Source organism: Caldisericaceae bacterium (genome assembly GCA_036574215.1).
Lineage (GTDB): Bacteria > Caldisericota > Caldisericia > Caldisericales > Caldisericaceae > Caldisericum.
The window spans coordinates 1-18022 of sequence record JAINCR010000018.1 but is presented as its reverse complement, the minus strand read 5'-3'; the positions used below and the strand labels follow the sequence as shown (position 1 = coordinate 18022).

Annotated in this window: 20 protein-coding genes; 8 read left to right on the top strand and 12 right to left on the bottom strand. The window is 34.2% G+C overall.

The genetic code is table 11. From position 1 onward, the window contains the following. The 7 genes from K6343_01045 to K6343_01015 all read left to right on the top strand — a co-directional run. Positions 1 to 1090 (top strand): ABC transporter substrate-binding protein (locus K6343_01045; protein MEF3244561.1); only part of this gene is annotated, 1090 nt, incomplete at its 5' end. A 60-nt stretch (positions 1091 to 1150) separates the two neighbouring features. Then, the gene (locus tag K6343_01040) at positions 1151 to 2152 is read left to right on the top strand and encodes an ABC transporter permease (GenBank protein MEF3244560.1); all 1002 of its coding nucleotides are present in this window, start codon (positions 1151 to 1153) and stop codon (positions 2150 to 2152) included. Between the two features lie 8 nt (positions 2153 to 2160). Next, positions 2161 to 3063: an ABC transporter permease gene (locus K6343_01035; GenBank protein MEF3244559.1), complete on the top strand. Its 903-nt coding sequence runs from the start codon at positions 2161 to 2163 to the stop codon at positions 3061 to 3063. Between the two features lie 50 nt (positions 3064 to 3113). Beyond that, a complete protein-coding gene (locus K6343_01030) occupies positions 3114 to 3443 on the top strand; it encodes a hypothetical protein (GenBank protein MEF3244558.1) in 330 nt (109 codons plus the stop codon). A 20-nt stretch (positions 3444 to 3463) separates the two neighbouring features. After that, positions 3464 to 4006 carry a QueT transporter family protein gene (locus K6343_01025; protein MEF3244557.1) on the top strand — a complete coding sequence of 181 codons (543 nt, stop codon included), beginning with the start codon at positions 3464 to 3466 and terminating at the stop codon, positions 4004 to 4006. Next, a complete protein-coding gene (locus K6343_01020; protein ID MEF3244556.1) occupies positions 3996 to 4838 on the top strand; it encodes a hypothetical protein in 843 nt (280 codons plus the stop codon). Before K6343_01025 ends, K6343_01020 begins: the two co-directional genes overlap by 11 nt. Before the next feature lies 1 nt (position 4839). Beyond that, positions 4840 to 5661: an NAD+ synthase gene (locus tag K6343_01015; GenBank protein ID MEF3244555.1), complete on the top strand. Its 822-nt coding sequence runs from the start codon at positions 4840 to 4842 to the stop codon at positions 5659 to 5661. A gap of 51 nt (positions 5662 to 5712) precedes the next feature. Here the strand turns inward: K6343_01015 and K6343_01010 are convergent, their stop codons facing one another. From K6343_01010 to K6343_00960, 11 genes are read right to left on the bottom strand one after another with little or no spacing between them, the layout of a single operon-like run. Continuing rightward, positions 5713 to 6084 (bottom strand): roadblock/LC7 domain-containing protein, encoded by a 372-nt coding sequence (locus tag K6343_01010; protein MEF3244554.1) that lies wholly within the window; start codon positions 6082 to 6084, stop codon positions 5713 to 5715. A 33-nt stretch (positions 6085 to 6117) separates the two neighbouring features. Continuing rightward, positions 6118 to 6594, bottom strand: coding sequence for a metallophosphoesterase (locus tag K6343_01005; GenBank protein MEF3244553.1), 477 nt, complete (start codon positions 6592 to 6594; stop codon positions 6118 to 6120). Between the two features lie 2 nt (positions 6595 to 6596). After that, positions 6597 to 8483, bottom strand: a complete 1887-nt coding sequence (locus K6343_01000; GenBank protein ID MEF3244552.1) for an aldehyde ferredoxin oxidoreductase family protein — start codon at positions 8481 to 8483, stop codon at positions 6597 to 6599. 14 nt (positions 8484 to 8497) lie between these two features. Further along, positions 8498 to 9499, bottom strand: a complete 1002-nt coding sequence (locus K6343_00995; protein ID MEF3244551.1) for a M20/M25/M40 family metallo-hydrolase — start codon at positions 9497 to 9499, stop codon at positions 8498 to 8500. Further along, positions 9492 to 10526 (bottom strand): M42 family metallopeptidase, encoded by a 1035-nt coding sequence (locus K6343_00990; GenBank protein MEF3244550.1) that lies wholly within the window; start codon positions 10524 to 10526, stop codon positions 9492 to 9494. Before K6343_00990 ends, K6343_00995 begins: the two co-directional genes overlap by 8 nt. Continuing rightward, positions 10513 to 11550, bottom strand: a complete 1038-nt coding sequence (locus K6343_00985; protein MEF3244549.1) for a hypothetical protein — start codon at positions 11548 to 11550, stop codon at positions 10513 to 10515. The genes K6343_00990 and K6343_00985 overlap by 14 nt, the downstream gene beginning before the upstream one ends. Before the next feature lie 3 nt (positions 11551 to 11553). Further along, positions 11554 to 11955 (bottom strand): nucleoside-diphosphate kinase, encoded by a 402-nt coding sequence (ndk, locus tag K6343_00980; GenBank protein MEF3244548.1) that lies wholly within the window; start codon positions 11953 to 11955, stop codon positions 11554 to 11556. Further along, complete coding sequence (locus K6343_00975; protein MEF3244547.1) at positions 11952 to 12443, bottom strand: AAA-associated domain-containing protein; 492 nt, start codon at positions 12441 to 12443, stop codon at positions 11952 to 11954. The genes ndk and K6343_00975 overlap by 4 nt, the downstream gene beginning before the upstream one ends. Before the next feature lie 11 nt (positions 12444 to 12454). Continuing rightward, positions 12455 to 13234 carry an ABC transporter ATP-binding protein gene (locus K6343_00970; protein MEF3244546.1) on the bottom strand — a complete coding sequence of 260 codons (780 nt, stop codon included), beginning with the start codon at positions 13232 to 13234 and terminating at the stop codon, positions 12455 to 12457. Further along, the gene (locus K6343_00965) at positions 13235 to 14953 is read right to left on the bottom strand and encodes an ABC transporter permease subunit (GenBank protein ID MEF3244545.1); all 1719 of its coding nucleotides are present in this window, start codon (positions 14951 to 14953) and stop codon (positions 13235 to 13237) included. 2 nt (positions 14954 to 14955) lie between these two features. After that, complete coding sequence (locus K6343_00960; GenBank protein MEF3244544.1) at positions 14956 to 15255, bottom strand: TIGR04076 family protein; 300 nt, start codon at positions 15253 to 15255, stop codon at positions 14956 to 14958. Positions 15256 to 15327: 72 nt separating this feature from the next. Here K6343_00960 and K6343_00955 point away from each other — a divergent pair, with 72 nt between their 5' ends. Then, the gene (locus K6343_00955) at positions 15328 to 16356 is read left to right on the top strand and encodes a hypothetical protein (GenBank protein ID MEF3244543.1); all 1029 of its coding nucleotides are present in this window, start codon (positions 15328 to 15330) and stop codon (positions 16354 to 16356) included. Positions 16357 to 16361: 5 nt separating this feature from the next. Here K6343_00955 and malQ read toward each other — a convergent pair whose 3' ends face one another. Further along, positions 16362 to 17942 (bottom strand): 4-alpha-glucanotransferase, encoded by a 1581-nt coding sequence (gene malQ / locus K6343_00950; protein ID MEF3244542.1) that lies wholly within the window; start codon positions 17940 to 17942, stop codon positions 16362 to 16364. Positions 17943 to 18022 lie beyond the last annotated feature (80 nt).

Sequence of the window (18022 nt, the reverse complement as noted above, 5' to 3'; positions counted from 1 at the left end):
AATGGCTATGTTTACAGTTTACATTGTAAGCCCAACAAATTGTGAAAAATGGGGAGATCAATGGTTTGCACATCCAGTAGGAACTGGACCATTCAAGTTTGTAGAATGGGTAAAAGGAGACCACATTACTCTCGAGAAAAACCAAGACTACTGGGGTGAAAAAGCAAAGATAGACAAACTTATCTTTAAGGTCATCCCGGATGCATCACAAAGATTCCTTGCACTTCAAAAAGGTGAGGTTCAAGGAATAGAATTTCCAAATCCAGATGATTTGGGCAGAATTGAACAAGACCAAAATTTGACAATTCTTAGCCAACCAGGAGTTAACGTTGGATACCTCGCAATGAATGTAGGCGAAGATACCCCTGGTTTCCAAGAGCCATTTAAAGATGTAAGAGTAAGGCAGGCAATTAACTATGCAATTAACAAAAAAGCAATTGTAGACCAGTTATACAAAGGAACAGCAGTTGTTGCAAAAAATCCGATACCTCCAACTCTATGGGGCTATAATGATGCAATTCAAGATTATGAATACAATCCAACAAAAGCAAAAGAACTCTTAAAAGAGGCAGGTTATCCAAATGGATTTAAAACACAACTATGGGCAATGCCAGTTTCAAGACCATACATGTTTGACCCACAAAAAATTGCTACTGCAATTCAAGCAGATCTAAAGGCAGTAGGTATCGATGCAGAAATTGTAAGTTATGATTGGGGAACATATCTACAAAAAACAGAGAATGGCGAGCATCCAATGGCACTTCTTGGGTGGATAGCAGACTACGCTGACCCAGATAACTTCCTCTATGTATTATTAGATTCAGATTCAGCAACTGTTGGCTCGGCAGGAAATATAGCCTTTTACAGAAATCCGGAAGTCCATAGGCTCAATATCGAAGCTCAAAAAGAGCCAGATCAAGCAAAAAGAGCAGATCTTTATAAACAAGTACAGCAAATTGTCCATAATGATGCACCATGGGTGCCGCTTGCACACGCAAACCAGATTCTTGTTTTCAACAAAAAGGTACAAGGATTTGTGCTATATCCAACAGGTGATTACCATTTTGAGAATGTAACCATATCGCAATAAAACAGTTATTTTCCAAGGGGAGGGTTTTCCTCCCCTTTTTTGTAAAAGAGGTGTAAGAAGGTGAAAAGTTACATATTAAAAAGGATATTAAATTTGATTTTAATGCTTTTTGCGGTATCAATAATCATTTTCCTACTTGTTAGGCTTATACCTGGAGATCCTGCAAGAACATTAGCTGGCGAACATGCCTCACCAGAGATACTCGAAGCAATGAGAAAGAAATGGGGACTTGATAAACCAATCTTTGAGCAATATTTAATATGGATAAAATACGCAATTAGAGGTGATTTTGGCCAATCGATTCTAACGCATGAAAGTGTTTTGAAAGAAATCTTACAAAGATTCCCAAATACTTTTGAACTTTCCATATTTGCAATGATCTTTGCAAGTTTGATAGGCATTTCTGCAGGTGTAATATCTGCAATAAAAAGATATACGATATTTGATTATACAACAATGTTTATTGCTCTTTTCGGAGTTTCCATGCCGATATTTTGGTTAGCAATTATGCTCGTTCTACTTTTTAGTATAAAATTAAATCTACTACCAACTGGAGGAAGAATATCGGTTTACTATTCAATTAAAAATATTACAGGATTTTATCTAATAGACAGTCTTATCACGTTAAATTTTGGTGCTTTTATTAACGTTTTAAAACATTTAATTCTTCCATCTATTACACTTGGCACAATTCCGATGGCTTTCATTGCACGGATTACACGCTCAAGCATGCTTAATGTGATCAATCAAGATTACATTAGAACGGCAAGGGCAAAAGGTCTTCCAGAAAAAACGGTAATTCTAAAACATGCTCTAAGAAATGCTTTAATACCTATTATAACCTCAGCAGGAACTGAATTTGCGTTGTTGATGGGTGGAGCAGTTCTAACTGAAACGATATTTTCATGGCCTGGATTGGGCACTTACATTGTGCAAGCAGTAAACGCAAGAGATTATCCTGCTATACAAGGTGCGGTCATCTTTGTAGCATTAATAGTTGCAATAGTAAACTTAATCGTTGATTTAGTATACGCATACATTGATCCAAGAATTAAATATTAAGGAGCACTATGGAAGAAGAAATTTTAGAAAATAAAGAATTATTAACAAGCGAAAATTTTTTTATGGAAAGTTTTAAGGCATTAAGAAAGAATAAGTCCGCATTAATAGGTCTTGGAATAATTTTAATACTTATAATTGTTGCAATTTTTGCTCCCCTAATATCCCCTTATAGCCCAATAGAACAAAATTTATACAACAATTTACAGCCAGGTTTTTGGGCAGGCAATCTTAAGAACTTTTTAGGAACAGACGAATTTGGAAGAGATGTATTGAGTAGAATTATTTATGGAGCAAGGGTTTCGCTTTCTGTTGGAGTAATTGCAGTCATCATTGGGATTTTATTAGGAAGTTTGCTTGGCATTTTCTCAGGATTCTACGGAGGGACACTTGACAATATCCTTATGAGAATTACTGATATCATGTTTGCTTTACCTTCAATACTTCTTGCTATAGTTATTGTATCTGTACTTGGAAGAGGTCTATCAAAGGCAATGATAGCAATTGGAATAACTTACTCTCCACAAATAGCAAGAGTTGTAAGATCTGAGACAATTATGGTTAAGAATACTGAATTTATAGAAGCTGCAAAAGCAATTGGCACTCCAAAACTTAGAATTCTAAGAGTCCATTTATTACCAAACGTCTTATCGGTAATAATTGTTTACGCCACCTTAAGTATAGGCAGCGCAATTCTTGATGCTGCTGCTTTAGGATTTTTAGGCTTAGGAGCACAACCTCCTACAGCAGAATGGGGAGCAATGCTTGCTAACTCTAACCATTATATAACAGGCGGTTATTGGTGGGTTGCTACATTTCCAGGAATTGCCATACTCGTTTCAGTTCTTGGTTTCAATTTATTCGGTGATGGACTTAGGGACGCAATAGATCCAAGACTAAGAAAAAAGATGTAAAAAAATTTAATTTATCTTATAATATAAGAAAATAAGAAGGGAGGCATAAAATGAAAAAGGTCGGTTTTTTACTATTTATAACCCTAGTACTCTCTGGGATTGCAACTTGGTTTCTAATACTAAATATCAACTACTATGCAGATATAAACTTATTTGGCTACAAATTAGAAGGTATCTCAACAGGTGCGCTTACGCTAGTATCATTTATTAGTGGTGGAATTTTAATCTGGTTTATATCTTTCATTGCACAGAGTGTAGACTTAGCGGCATTAAAAAAAGAAATTGATAACCTTAAAAGGGAACTTTCAAAAAAAGATGAAGAAATAAAAAAACGAAATGAAAACCTACCAAAAGAAACTCCTTCTAACGAAAACAAATAATTTTAAAAAGGAACGAAAAGATGGCAAATAAAAATACTTTAAGGTTTCTTTTACGTGCTTCACTTATAGGTGCTTTATATTTTGTATTAACAGTGGTGCTTACCCCAATTTCTTACGGCCCAATACAAGTAAGAATTTCAGAAGCTTTAACTGTGCTTCCGTATGCATTCCCTGAGGCTATTTTAGGCACAACAATTGGATGTTTTCTTGCAAATCTTTCATCCCCATTTGGACCAATCGACTGGGTTTTAGGCACTCTATTTACTTTTATTTCTTCGGTATTAACTTACCTTGTAGGTAAGATGAAATGGAAAAAATTTTTTGCTCCACTTCCTCCTATTATCCTTAATGGTTTTGGTGTAAGTTTTTATGTAGTTACACTTGCAACTTTAAATACAAGATTAAACTTTTATGAAGCCTTAAGATATTCAATTGAACATTTTGCATTAAAACCATATCTTTTTGGTGTAATTACAATAGGATTAGGAGAAGCAATTTCAACATATTTGATAGGTTTACCCTTGTTGAAAACACTAGAAAGGAGAACTAAAGATGAAGTTTAAAATTTCCTTAGCGCAAATAAACCCCAAATTAGGAAGCATCGAAGAAAATCTCGCTAAGCACATAGAGTTTACAAATCGTGCCATTTCTGAAAATTCAAAAGTTGTTGTTTTCCCTGAACTTAGTATTACAGGATATATGTTAAAAGACTTATCTTTTGATATTGCTCTTCCTTATAATGCTCAATTTTTTGAACCTTTAAAAACACTTAGCAAAGAAATTGATATTATTTTAGGGTTTGTAGAAAAAGGAGAAGATAAAATCATTTATAATTCTTCAATGTATCTTTCCAAAGGTGAAGTAAAATCCGTTTACAGAAAAATGTTTCCACCAACACATGGTATGTTTGAAGAATTGAGGTTTTTTGGCCGAGGAAAAGATTTCATAAAAATAGAAACTGACTATGGAAATGCAACAGTTATCATCTGTAGAGACTTCTTCCATCCAACACTACTTTCACTTGCCTATGCAAGTAATATCGATTTTGTATTTGCAATCTCAAACATGCCTCTAAGAGGCCTCAAGGAAAACACTCCGCAAATTCAAACTGCTGTTGAAACGGCAAGTTCTACATACACAAACTTCTTTAGCCTTTTTGTTGTCTATGTAAATAGGGTCGGTTTTGATGATGGACTAGGCTTTTACGGAGGAAGTTTTATCCAAAGTCCACTTGGAAAAAAATTAGTGCAGGCACCTCTATTCGAAGAAACACTAGTATCGGGAACTGTAGATACTGAGGATATATACAAAAAAAGGGCAGTATTTCCTTTAATAAGAGAAGAAGATTTCTCAAACCTATTAAGGAACTTTAAAAATATAGTGGAGGAAAAATAATATGGTTGATTTATCACTAAACTGGAATATAACTGAAAAATTTATAGAAAAATTTATTGAGGAAGAAACCAAAAGTAATGGCTTTAAACACGTAATCCTTGGGATCTCTGGTGGAATTGACTCTGCCGTTGTTGCAAAACTTGCAGTAAAAGCATTAGGAAAAGAAAATGTATTTGGATTAATTTTGCCATACAAGCTGAGTAGCAAAGAATCCTTAGAAGATGGGTTACTGGTTCAAAGAGAACTTGGTATATACTTAGAAACTATTGAAATTACGGAAATGGCTGATGCCTACATTTCAAAAATAAACACTGATGAAAAAGTAAGGATAGGAAATTTACTTGCAAGAATAAGGATGTCTATCATTTTTGATAAAGCAAGAGAGTTTGACGCAGTAGTTCTTGGAACAAGCAACAAAAGTGAGATTATGCTTGGCTATACGACTTGGTATGGAGATATGGCATGTGGAATGTATCCAATTGGAGATTTATACAAAACACAAGTTTTTAAACTCGCAGAACATATTGGAGTCCCTAAAAAGATTATAGATAAGAAACCCTCAGCTGATCTTTGGCCAGGTCAAACCGATGAAGATGAATTAGGATGCCCTTATTCCATTATAGACCAAGTTCTTTATTTATTTCTTGAAGAAAGAATGACTGAAGAAGAGATAGTTTCTTATGGGTTTGAAAAAGATAAGGTTGCAAAGCTCTTAAAAAGACATTTTAATACCCAATTCAAAAGAACCTTTCCGCCTGTTTGTAAGATCTCTCAAAGAACATTAGGTCACGATTTTCTTTATCCTCACGACTTATTTAAATAAAAAGTGCTCGACACATGCCGAGCACAATCTAAAAACAAGGAGGATAAAACACTAAATAATTTTTGAGAGCTCATCAACGCCTTTTTTAATTGTAAGCATCACCATTCCAAGTTTTGCCTCTTTATTTGTGACAACCATAAGCGCAGCAAGATTTTTAATTCCTGTTGTAATCACATAACCAAATTCACCTTTTACATACGCCTGTTCAAGGGTTCCCTTTTTAAGTTCTTCTAATGCTCTTTCTCCTAATGCTAAAATTGCAGCAGACATTGCAGCAACCCTGTCTTCTTCAGTATCCGGAGGAAGCAAACTTGCAATTGGGAGTCCGTCTAAACTCACAACTGCAAGAGCCTCAAGATCTGGGTTGTCGTTCTTTAACTGCTTTAAAATTTCCCCAATTTGAGAGGGTTTTCCTTCAGTCATCTTCTGCCTCCTAAAAGTTTATTTAAATACATTCTATACATAAACAATTTTTCCCCAAATATTCTCTTTTTCAACATAAAGAACACCTAAACTTGGTGTTTGGATTGCAAGAGAACCAGGGTTAAAGAATAAAACACCATCTGTATATTTTGACATCGGTTGATGGGTATGCCCAAAAATATAAGCATCAAAATTCCTGCTAAAAGCACTTTTTATTCTTTCTTCAATACCGTATGGACTACCACTTCCGTGAGTTAAAGCAAGAGAAACATTCTCAATATTAAGAGTCATCTTATCTCTTAAATGGTTTTTCACAAAATTGTCGTCCATATTTCCATGAACTGCATACACAATTTTCTTAAAAGAATTCAAATACTCAAGAACATCAAAAGAAGTAAAATCTCCCAAGGCAAATACTGCATCAACATCTTTCATATACAAAGACAAGTCGGGTAACTCTGAAATTCTATCTGTATAGTGCGTATCAGAAACAACCAAAATCTTTATCATCTTTAAACCGGTGCACCATACTCTTCTGCTTCTTTTACAAGACCTAACCTTGTAAGATGCATTTTTGTTGGTATACCTTCTTTGGACCAACCTCTTGTCATGTAGTATTCATCGAGCATCTTTTGTAATTCCTCTTCGGTAACGTAGTGTCCTTTGCTAACACCATTTGAAATTGGTTCATGCGTAACTCTATATGGAAGATGATCATCTTTCCTTCCTAAACCCTCTCTAACATTAAATAGTTTCTGAAGATTATAAATTCTTTCTCCAGTTAAAAGGAGTAAATCGGCACCAAGTCTTACTCCAGTTACTGCTTCAATACCATCCTGTATTTCTTTTTCAAGCCAGAAAAGACTTCTTGAGAATTTGCACATTCCAAGGGTATCATAAACAGTCATAAAATCTTCCCCAGTTTTTACTTCATAACCTTTCCAATCAGTTGAAAATCTATCGATATTCGAAAGTTTCCAGAATTTGCCAGTAAGTTCTGGAGCATAAATTCCACCAGTTAGATGGCATGCACCTCTTACGGATACTGCAATGGCAAGAGCCATTCCTTTTAGACCTCGCACATCATAGGCAGGTGGCTCTAACCCTTTTACTTCAAGAGCAAATAATTCTGAATTCTTTCCTAATTTAGCACTTGCCTCTTTTACTCCGTTAAAGAGAAGTTCTCCGAGTTTACCTTCTCTTTTTGCGAGTTTTTCCATAGCTAAGACAGCAGCATCACTCTGCCCAAAACGTAAATCAAGTCCATCTGTATCTTCTTTGGTAAGCAGTCCTTTTTCGTATGCTTCCATTGCCCATGCAAGCGTTACACCTGCTGAAATTCCATCGAGTCCTGCTCTATCACAAATCTCGTTAAGCTTTGCTGTAACTTCAATGTCCTCTATACCAAGATTACCACCAAGTGCGTATAGAAGTTCATACTCTACGCCTTCTACTTCAAAAGGAGCGTATTTTCCTTCCTTAAAAGCTATATGTCTTCCACATGGTTTATTACAATTTGGACAGGGGTGTAATTTTTTGGTATAGATTGGTGACCAATAATAAGGATCAAGGTGTGATTTTCCGTCTGGATGGGTATTGAAACTATCTTCGAAATAACTCTGTTGCCAGTTTTTTACAGGAAATACTCCGATCTCTTTATTTACCCATTCATAAAACTCCCCAGAGCCATAGGCCATATCCAATTTTGCAACTTCACTACCAATAATTTTGCCATTCCATTCTTTAATTGCTTCTTTAAGTTTTTCTCTATCAGAAACTGGAATCTCGTGAGTCCCCTTTACGGCAATTGCCTTCAAGAGTTTACTACCCATAACAGCTCCACCACCTGCACGAGCTGACTGCCTTTCTTCAAAATCAACACCTGCAATCTTTGAAAGTTTCTCTCCAGCGTAACCTATTGCACATGTTCTTACGTCACCTAACTCGTTCTTAAGGATTTCCTGTGTTTCAATTGCATCTTTTCCCCAAAGATTTGAAGCATCTCTTATCTCAACGCTATCATCATTAATGTATAAATAAACAGGTTTTGCACTTCTTCCTAAGATAACCATAGCATCAAAACCAGCATTCTTAAGCGCTACACCAAGGTATGCACCAGAGACACTTCTTCCAAAACCTCCTGTAAGTGGTGATTTAAACGTAAGTGTTGTTTTTGAAGCAGTTGGAAGTCCACTGCCAACAAGTAAGCCAGGTGCAATCACAAGCACGTTTTCCTGAGAAAGTGGATCGACCCCAGGCTTTACATAATCAAACAACAACCTTGTTGCAATACCAAGTCCACCTAAATAATCCATTTGGGTCTTTTCATCCAGAGGTTGCACTTTAACCGTGTTGTCCGAAAGATTAACTTCTAAAATTTTTCCAAAGAAACCTTCCATTCCTTACCTCCTTTCTAGAATGTTTCTTTCTCTAAAAATTGCTTTAATAATATTGCAACATTTTTAATATCGTTTTTATCAACAATTTCACCTTGAGTATGCACATACCTTGTTGGAACCGATACAGCAGCAGTCTTAACTCCATCTTTTGTAATTTGCATTGCAAAAGCATCGGTGGTGCCACCTGTAATAACTTCAAGTTGATACGGAATCGACTCCTTTTTTGCTACTTTAATGAGCCTTTCTCTAAGCTCAATATTTGTTATCATACCTCCGTCCATTACCTTGATAGCAGGACCTTTGCCTAATTCAATTGCATTAATTTTTGGTTCAGTATAATCTCCTGCAGTTGTTACATCAATAGCAATGCCGTATTCTGGAGTAATCTCGAAGGTAGATGTCCTTGCACCCTTTACACCAATCTCTTCTTGGACTGTAAATACAAAGAATGTATCAAATTTAAGGTTTTTCTTTTTTAGATTCTTCGCAACTTCTACCAAAATCGCACAGCCAACTCTATCATCTAAAGATGGTGCAATGATCCTTTCAACTGATTCTGAAAAAATAGGATAAAATACACCAAAAGAGCCAATGTTAACTTTTTCCAAAGCTTCTTTTTTAGATTTAGCTCCAATATCTATGATAAATTTTTCTATTTTAAATTCTTTTGGTTCCCATAAGGCATCTCTATCTTCATAAAAAACAGTGCCTTCTATTCCATTTTCAAAAAGGATTCTTGAGCCAAGTAAAAAACTTGTTCTCAAACCTCCAATCTGAGAAAAATGTAATAAGCCGTTTTTATCAATATCGGTAACAATAATGCCAATGCTATCAAGATGAGCTGCAAGCATAATTTTAGAACCCTCTCCCTTGAAATGTAAAACAAGGTTCCCAAATTTATCTTCGTCCGTTTCACAATCAATATTTTTAACTAAATCCTTGATAACTTTTTTTACTTCGAATTCTTTCGAAGAAGGACCAAAAGCCTTAACAAGCTTTTCTAAAGTATCAATCATGCTTGCCTCCATAATAATTCTTTATAAATTCAATGATAAGTCTTTTTGTTGCATTATAATCTTCAATATCAAATACAGAAACTGGACTATGGATATACCTCACAGGAACAGCAACAACGAGAACTCTAACTCCACCTTTTGTTAACTGTATTCTTGAAGAATCCGTTCCGCCTGCAACTACCTGTTTAAATTGGTATGGAATCTTAAGCTTCTCAGCCAAATGAACAAGTTTGTTCCTTAAATCATGGTCAGTAATGACAGATCCATCTTTGATTGTTATTACAGGACCATTTCCTAAAGAGGAACACTTTTCAGATTCTCTTACATCAGGAAAATCAGCAGCAATAGTTCCTTCTATTGTTATTGAAATGTCCCCCGTATATTTAAAAGCTCCAACAGTAGCACCTCTTAAACCCACCTCTTCTTGAGAGGAAAACATTGCAATAATTGGGACTTTTAAATCTTCTTTAAGAATGTCAGTAATAAGCGCACAACCAAGTCTATCATCAAAAGCTTTACCTGAATATCTTCTATTACTAAGTTGCTCAAATCCGGTATTAAAAATTATTGGATCACCAACATTAATGAGTTTAGATGCTTCTTCTTTTGATTTTGCACCAATATCTATAACTAATCTATCGTAAGTTATAGAAGAGTTCCTTTCTAATTCTTTTTGTAAGTGGATAGGTTTGGCAGAAATGACACCTTCTACTCGATTCTTTCCTATTAAAACTCTTTTTCCAGGTAATAATCTATCGTCAATGCCCCCAACTTTAAGAAACCTAACATACCCTTTTTCAGCAATACCTTTTACAAGAAGACCAACTTCATCCATATGAGCATTCAACATAATTTTTTCTTTTGGTAGATCTAGGTTTTTTAAAGCAATAAGATTCTTAAGGTTATCAACTTCTATATGGTCCACGAAACCTGCTATTTCTTTTTTAATAATATCAATAACTTCGTCCTCAGAGCCAGAAACCCCAAAAGCATTACTCAATTTTTTAATAAGCTCAATACTCGCCATTTAGGTCTCCTAGTTTGTTGTAATGCTCAATAAAAATTTTAACGAGGTCAACAGTTCTCTCAACATCTGTTAAATCAAACATTTCGTTAGGGGTATGCATGTATCTAACTGGAATACTAATAAGAGCAACAGGAATTCCTGATCTTACGAGTTCTATTTTATCGGCATCAGTATGGGATAAAATACCAACTTCACGGTTAAAAGGAATACCAAACTTTTTTGCAGTTTCTATGAGTTCATTTACAATATCTCTATTGCCTGACACACCTACATAAATAGCAGGACCACTTCCAAGCTCAAATCCATCATCACTACTTACTTCATTCTGCATTGCAAAGGTTACATCAAAAACAATTGCTAAATCAGGCAAGATTGAAAAAGTTGAAGTAATAGCTCCTAAAGATGTAAATTCCTCTTGAGAGGCAAATACACCATAGATATTCACATCATGCATAATCTTTTTTAATCTTCGGAAAATTTCAATCACCACGTAAGTTCCAAGACGGTTATCTAAAGATTTATTTACAAAATAATTACCAACTCTCTCAAAGTCAGATGTAAAAGTAATATAATCTCCAACAGAAACATTATTCTTTAGTTCATCAAAGTCCAAGCCGCAATCAACGTAAAGATTATCAAAATTATAGGGTTTGTTCTCTTCTCCTTTTTTAACAAGGTGGTAGGGTTTTATGCCAATTACACCTGTAATAGGTTTTTTGCCGTGAACAACCACTTTTGAGCCAGGTAAAATTTTGGGATCAATAGAATTGGAATAAAATTTTAAAAATCCTTCTTTTAGTATATCTGTAACAACCATAAATACTTCATCAACGTGTGCTTCAAGCATTAGAGAACACTTACCCAACCCCTTTTTATAACATATTAAGGAATTGCTCTTTTCATGAACAAAAATATCATCCACATAGTCTTGTAATTCTTTGGTAATTAAGTCAAAAATAGCATTTTCTTTGCCGCTTGGTGCATAAACACTTGAAAGAGTTTTTATTAAAGAATTCTCATCCATATTTCACCCGAAGAAAAGTTTTAATTCCCTTTGTGCATCTTCAACACTTGAAGAAGCATGCACTACATTTTCTGTAAGATACGGAGAGAAATCCCCCCTTATACTTCCTGGAAGTCTTTTTGCAGGGTCTGTTGCACCTATGATAATCCTACAATTCATAATTGCTTCTTCACCAACTATTTTTATAACAACCACGGGACCAGATATCGTATAATTTATGAGTTTTTCAAAGTAATCACGACCTTTATGAGCCTCATAAAGTTCTTCTGCCTGTTCTCTTGAGAGTTGCTCCATTCTTAATTCCGCAATCTTCATGAGTTTTCTTTCAAAACGGGAGATAATCTCTCCAACGAGACCTCTTTTAACACCATCTGGTTTTATCATTACAAATGTTTCTTCTATCATATTTCCTCTAACTTATCAAGATAAATTTCTTTATCTTCTGGGTTATAGCCAATCAATTCAGCGTATCTTCCTAATTCAATAATGCTCTTAAGGGTTTCTTCAGCTTCTTCATCAGTCATTTCCTCTTGAAGCATTTCAAGTAAATCATCTCTATAGATTGAATTATCGGTTGTTTTAACCAACAAATTGATGATTTTTTTAAAAATTGGTAATTTTTTGATTGACTCTTTAAAAAGGATTTTTCTCTTATTTTCGTCACCAAACACAATCTCCTTACCTAAACTAGTAATTGATACATCTCCTTCTTTTGCTTCAACATAACCTAATGCCTGAGCTAACTTAAGAAGCGATATAAGTTCATCTGCCTCAATTTCAATATCTTCAGGGATCATGTAAATATCAACTTTCCCTTCAGCATCTTCCAAATAAGCAAGCAAACCTAACAATTTACCTATTTCTACATAAGGTAACGGCAATATGTCATCCATTATTTACCCGTTTAGGGATTCACCTCCTTACTTAAACTTGATCCAAGAATCATCGAATATATTTTATCATAAATTGCATAAAACTCCTTGCTCTCCCTATCTCTTGGACGCGGTAGATCAATTCTTTCGTCACCGATTATTTTGCCAGGATGTGCAGAGAGTATGATAATTCTATCAGACATATAAACTGCCTCTTCTATGTTATGTGTAACAAGTAAGATAGATTTTAAAGAGAGTTTTCCTGATTCCCAGAGTTTAAGAATCTCAGACCTAAGGTTCTCTGCAGTTAAAGCATCAAGAGCAGAAAATGGTTCGTCCATAAGTAGTAGTTCAGGTTCCATTATAAGTGCTCTTGCAATACCAACTCGTTGTTTCATTCCTCCTGAAAGTTCCCTAGGGTAAGCCTCTTCAAAACCTTCCAAACCAACCATATCTATATATTTAAAGGCTTTTTTTAATCTTTCCTTTAAAGATACACCCTTTGCTTCAAGACCAAGAGTAATATTTTCAGTAACATCAAGCCACGGCAAAAGACCAAAAGATTGAAATACCATACTTGTATATGGGTTAATATCATTTATTACTAAGTCTCTAAATAATACACTTCCAGATGAAGGTTTTAAAAGCCCTGCTATAATCCTTAAAAGTGTGCTTTTACCACATCCAGAAGGACCAACAAGACTTACAAATTCACCTTCATCAACGTCGAAATTAATATTTTCAAGCACAACAACTTCTTTATTTTTTAAAGGAAACGTTTGATACACGTTTTTTACACTCAAAAGCGCCATTTAACTCTCCATTTTGTATTTATCTAGAATTTTATCATAAAGTGGCCTATAAACAAAATGATTAATCGAATAGACGGTCAAAACCATTGCAAATAAGGCAAAGATAAATAATGTCTTTTCGTTATTTAAAAGGGAATCATTAAGCAAAGCTCCAATTCCACTTACCGTATAAATTTTACCTTTTAATTCAATGTATTCAGCAACTACAAGGGCATTCCATGCACCACCAATCGACGTTATTGTGCCTGTAAGAAAAGATGGTAACATTGATGGAATTAACAACCTCATTAACTTCAATTTTCCCTTAACCCTATAAGAATCTACAACTTCAAGAAGATCATTAGGGATCGCCTTTAATCCACCAAGAGCAAGAAAAACAATATACCACTGCATACCTGTGAGTATCAAAACAATAGAAGCTATTTCTAATCCAAATTTAAATGGCAAAAGAAAGTACAAGAGAAGCGGGAAAAATGAAATTGCAGGAATTGAAGAAAGAATCTGAAATATTGGAAGAACAAAATTCAACAAGCGTTTCCTTTGGGATAAAAAAATTGCAACCGGAACTGTCCAAGACACTGCAATAATATACGATATCAGAATTCTAAGAAAAGATAAAAATAAAGATTTAGCTGTTGTAAAAACATACTGCAGTTTGAATGTTGAAACAAGTAAAACAATACCTTTTGCTGTCGCAATTGACAAGTATATCAATATGCCAATAACACCAACAGTAAACAAGAACCTTATACCTTTCTCAACTACTTCAAAAATTTTTGATTTTAAAATTTTTCTAAAATCTATTGGATTAACGTTTTTTCTTTTAAAAGGTTCTAAAAGTAATAAAAGTATATTCTTAAGTTTTGAAAGTATATTTCCTACAAATTCCCAAAAATAGATAACGATATCTAAAACTTCTTTTTGCTCTTCTTCACCCGGAAATACTGAATAATTAAACCTTCTTGACCATTGGCTTAAGGGCCTCCACATAAACATATCCAACAAAAAAATCACTAAAGCAAGAGATAAAATACCAAGGATGACAAGTCCAATTTTATTTTCTGAAGCAGCAACAAGAATAAAACTTCCAATACCTGGTAGTCTAAAAGACTTCTCTCCAGTTGCAAAGATTTCAGAAGCAACAAGGAAATACCAACCGTTTGACCAACTTACAATGCTATTATAAATGATTTTGGGTATTGACGCTGGAATATACAACCTTCTAAGTCGAAGTAAGTGGTATGGGTCAAAAAACGCATAAGCTTCGTAAATATCCCTGGGTATTGCTTTTATACTCTCATAAATACCAAATGAAATGTTCCAAGATTGAGAAGTAAAAATAAGAAAAATTGAAGCTAACTCCACACCAACTATTGAATTAGGAAATATTGAGATAAAAAAAGCAATTGCAACAGGGAAAAATCCAAGTATTGGGACTGATTGTAAAATATCAAGGATAGGGATTAAAATTGCCTCTCTTCTTTTATCTGTTGCAGCAAGATAACCATAAGTAAAAGCAAAGATTAAAGAAACAAAATACGCTAAGAACATTCTGATTAAAGACCTAAAAAGGTAATAAGGAATTAATGAAACTTTTAAATTTTCTACAAAACTTGATATATTTACCTGTCTTTTATAAAACAAATAGACAAACCCAATTAACAATGCAATGAATGCAATCTGAATAAGAAGTTGATTTACCCTCGCCTTTTCCTTCATAATCAAAAAGCTTGTTTGTCTGACTCAAAAGGAGTGTCGTCAGGAGTTCTACTAATCTCAAAAACCACTGTATTCTCAGGATCAGGACATGAAACATAGGCTTTATTAGGGTCTTTCTCCCAAGGAAGAGTGCCACCGTATCTAAGTGGGGTAATAAATGGCCAGAGCGTAACAAAAGCCCAACCACAAAACTGCACGGGAACTGGTTGACCATTGCTATCTATCTCAAAGGTATCACCCACTTTTAAATTTGCAGCGCAGTGTCCTTCTACACTTACAACCCTAATTTTTATTTTATACATACTCATCAATTCAATTATATAAAAAAAGTAAATTTACCAAACCAAATTGAATGATTTTATGTATAATTGGGTATGAAAGACGAAAAAATTAAGAAAAACCTGTTTGGAAAGAAATCGTATCTGTTCAACGTAATTATTGCCTTGCTCTTTGTTCTTGCCCTTTTAATTTACGCAAAACTCATACCAATAAATAAAAATACTCCTAATTTACCTTCTTTACAAGATAACATTACTCTTTTCTACGAACCAGATATGGGTAAAGAGCCTATAATAAGTGGTATTAAAAGTGCACAAAACTCAATTGATATAGAGTTGTACACGTTTTCTGACACAGATATTTTAAGTGAACTTAAAAACGCCAAGCTACGTGGTGTTAAAGTAAGGGTAATACTTGAAGAAAATCCTTACGGAGGGTATTCTGCAAATAAAAATACATACGATAAATTAAGATACTATGGAATTGATGTTAAATGGGATAACAAGGCGTACAATTTTACACATTCAAAATTTTTAGTAATAGATAATAAAACTGGCTATATACTGACTCTAAACCTTACAAAATCGGCATTTACCAAAAATAGAGAGTTTGGCGTAATTACAACGGATAAAAAAGTTATAGAAGAACTTGCAAAAATTTTTGAAGCTGATTGGTATAGAAAACCATACAACATAGGAAGCAATTCAATACTTGTTGTAAGCCCAGAAAATTCTCGCACAAGAATTGAAACACTCCTTAGAAGTGCTCATGGTGAAATATTAATGTATGCAGAAGAAATAAGCGATCCAGCCATAGAAAGAATTTTAAAGGAAAGGCGTGCATATGGAGCAGTGGTAAAAATTATTATTGCAGATCCTAACAGTATCGAAGATAACGCAAGAGTAATTGATGATCTTAAAAGATACGGTATAGATATAAAATACGTTTCAAACCCTTTTATACACGCAAAAGTTATTGTTGTTGATGAAAAGTATGCCTTTATTGGTTCTGAAAATTTTTCTTCTAATTCATTAGATAACAATAGAGAAGTAGGTATTATTACAGACAATAAAGAAGTTATTAAACAACTTGTAGAAGTGTTTTCTTGGGACTTCGGAAAATAAAACAATTATCTCCCATAGGTGTCTGTTAACTCTTTCAAAAACGCAAAATCTTCGTCATTAAGGTCAGAAGTTTTTAATCTAAACCGCCAGTTATTATGAGCAACCCCTGGAGAATTCATTCTAGAAGATTCATCAAATCCTAATACATCTTGTATTGGTATGATGGAAAAGTAGGCAACAGAAGAAAGCGCTAACCTCATAAGGTCTTTATGAATTGTATCAATTGATGGCTCATGCCCAAGATAACTTTTCAAATAAGCCTTTGAAGAGTCTGGAACTTCAAATTTTATCCACCCTTTGCAGGTGTTATGGTCGTGTGTCCCAGTGTAAACAACGGTAGGGTTTTCATAATTATGTGGAAGGTAGAGATTTGTAGGAGAACCATCAAAGGCAAACATCAATACCCTCATATTTGGAATTTTGTAATGCTTAATCACTTTAACTACATCTTCGGTTATTAAACCAAGGTCCTCTGCAATAAAAGGCATGTCTTTTAGGTTTGATTTAACTGTATCAAAAAAGTCATAAGCAGGCACATTAATCCATTCTCCAATCCTTGCGTTGGGCATCCCCCGTTCTATCGCATAATACGCAACAAATCCTCTAAAATGGTCTAAACGGATAATATCGGTAATTTTCAAAAGGCGATTGAATCGTTTAATCCACCATTCAAAATTGGTCTCTTTATGCGCATTCCAATTGTAAACAGGATTACCCCATAATTGTCCATCTTCATTGAAATAGTCTGGCGGAACACCTGCAACTTTAACAGGATAACCATTTTCATCTAAGTCAAATAGATGTCTATTAGCCCACGCATCAGCACTATTTAGATCAACATATATGGGTATATCACCAATAATTTTAATGCCGTTATTGTTTGCGTAATCTTTAAATTCCAAAAATTGTTTGTAGGCAATAAACTGCAAAAATTTTATAAATCTTATTTCTTCACTTAGACTCTCCTTTGCTAAAAGTAGGGCATTTTTTTTCCTATTCCTAAATTCTTCTGGCCATTCTTGCCAAGTTTTCCCATTAAATTTTCCTTTTAATGCAACAAAAAGGCTATAATCATCAAGAAAATAAGTATTTTCATCACAGAATTGGTAAAATTCATCTGTCTCTTTAAAGTTTTTAAATGCGCTTCTAAATGCCTTAAATTTATTTTCAATCACCCTATTGTAATCTACAAAGTTAGATTCTTTAATTTTGAATTGAGTAATATCCTCATTTTTAAGAAGCCCTATATCAACGAGTTTTTCAAGCGAGATAAAAATAGGATTTATTGCAAAAGCCGAAATAGAAGAGTATGGGCTATTGTCAAAGAAAGGCTCAGTAGGTCCAACTGGAAGAATTTGAATTAATTTTTGATGAGCATTTTTTAGATAATCAATGATAAGTTTTGCAGGATACCCAAGGTCTCCAACTCCATATTCACTTGGAAACGAGGTAATATGTATTAGCACTCCACTTTTTCTTGAATATTCCATATTATCACCAGAGACTATTATAAATAAATCTGTAAATTTAAAAAGATCACGAATTGCCTCATCAAAAATATATTCAAAATTAAATCTGCCTTCCATAAAAATCTATTCAAAAATTTAAATGGAGGTAAAATGAGATGAAAAAGTAGGAAGATTATGAAGAAGTTAAAAGAATGAGG

Bases quoted from the DNA above. Each gene is read 5' to 3' on its own strand.
- K6343_01035 (MEF3244559.1), top strand. From the start codon at position 2,161: ATGGAAGAAGAAATTTTAGAAAATAAAGAATTATTAACAAGCGAAAAT.
- K6343_01030 (MEF3244558.1), top strand. From the start codon at position 3,114: ATGAAAAAGGTCGGTTTTTTACTATTTATAACCCTAGTACTCTCTGGG.
- K6343_01025 (MEF3244557.1), top strand. From the start codon at position 3,464: ATGGCAAATAAAAATACTTTAAGGTTTCTTTTACGTGCTTCACTTATA.
- K6343_01020 (MEF3244556.1), top strand. From the start codon at position 3,996: ATGAAGTTTAAAATTTCCTTAGCGCAAATAAACCCCAAATTAGGAAGC.
- K6343_01015 (MEF3244555.1), top strand. From the start codon at position 4,840: ATGGTTGATTTATCACTAAACTGGAATATAACTGAAAAATTTATAGAA.
- K6343_01010 (MEF3244554.1), bottom strand. From the start codon at position 6,084: ATGACTGAAGGAAAACCCTCTCAAATTGGGGAAATTTTAAAGCAGTTA.
- K6343_01005 (MEF3244553.1), bottom strand. From the start codon at position 6,594: ATGATAAAGATTTTGGTTGTTTCTGATACGCACTATACAGATAGAATT.
- K6343_01000 (MEF3244552.1), bottom strand. From the start codon at position 8,483: ATGGAAGGTTTCTTTGGAAAAATTTTAGAAGTTAATCTTTCGGACAAC.
- K6343_00995 (MEF3244551.1), bottom strand. From the start codon at position 9,499: ATGATTGATACTTTAGAAAAGCTTGTTAAGGCTTTTGGTCCTTCTTCG.
- K6343_00990 (MEF3244550.1), bottom strand. From the start codon at position 10,526: ATGGCGAGTATTGAGCTTATTAAAAAATTGAGTAATGCTTTTGGGGTT.
- K6343_00985 (MEF3244549.1), bottom strand. From the start codon at position 11,550: ATGGATGAGAATTCTTTAATAAAAACTCTTTCAAGTGTTTATGCACCA.
- ndk (MEF3244548.1), bottom strand. From the start codon at position 11,955: ATGATAGAAGAAACATTTGTAATGATAAAACCAGATGGTGTTAAAAGA.
- K6343_00975 (MEF3244547.1), bottom strand. From the start codon at position 12,443: ATGGATGACATATTGCCGTTACCTTATGTAGAAATAGGTAAATTGTTA.
- K6343_00970 (MEF3244546.1), bottom strand. From the start codon at position 13,234: ATGGCGCTTTTGAGTGTAAAAAACGTGTATCAAACGTTTCCTTTAAAA.
- K6343_00965 (MEF3244545.1), bottom strand. From the start codon at position 14,953: ATGAAGGAAAAGGCGAGGGTAAATCAACTTCTTATTCAGATTGCATTC.
- K6343_00960 (MEF3244544.1), bottom strand. From the start codon at position 15,255: ATGTATAAAATAAAAATTAGGGTTGTAAGTGTAGAAGGACACTGCGCT.
- K6343_00955 (MEF3244543.1), top strand. From the start codon at position 15,328: ATGAAAGACGAAAAAATTAAGAAAAACCTGTTTGGAAAGAAATCGTAT.
- malQ (MEF3244542.1), bottom strand. From the start codon at position 17,942: ATGGAAGGCAGATTTAATTTTGAATATATTTTTGATGAGGCAATTCGT.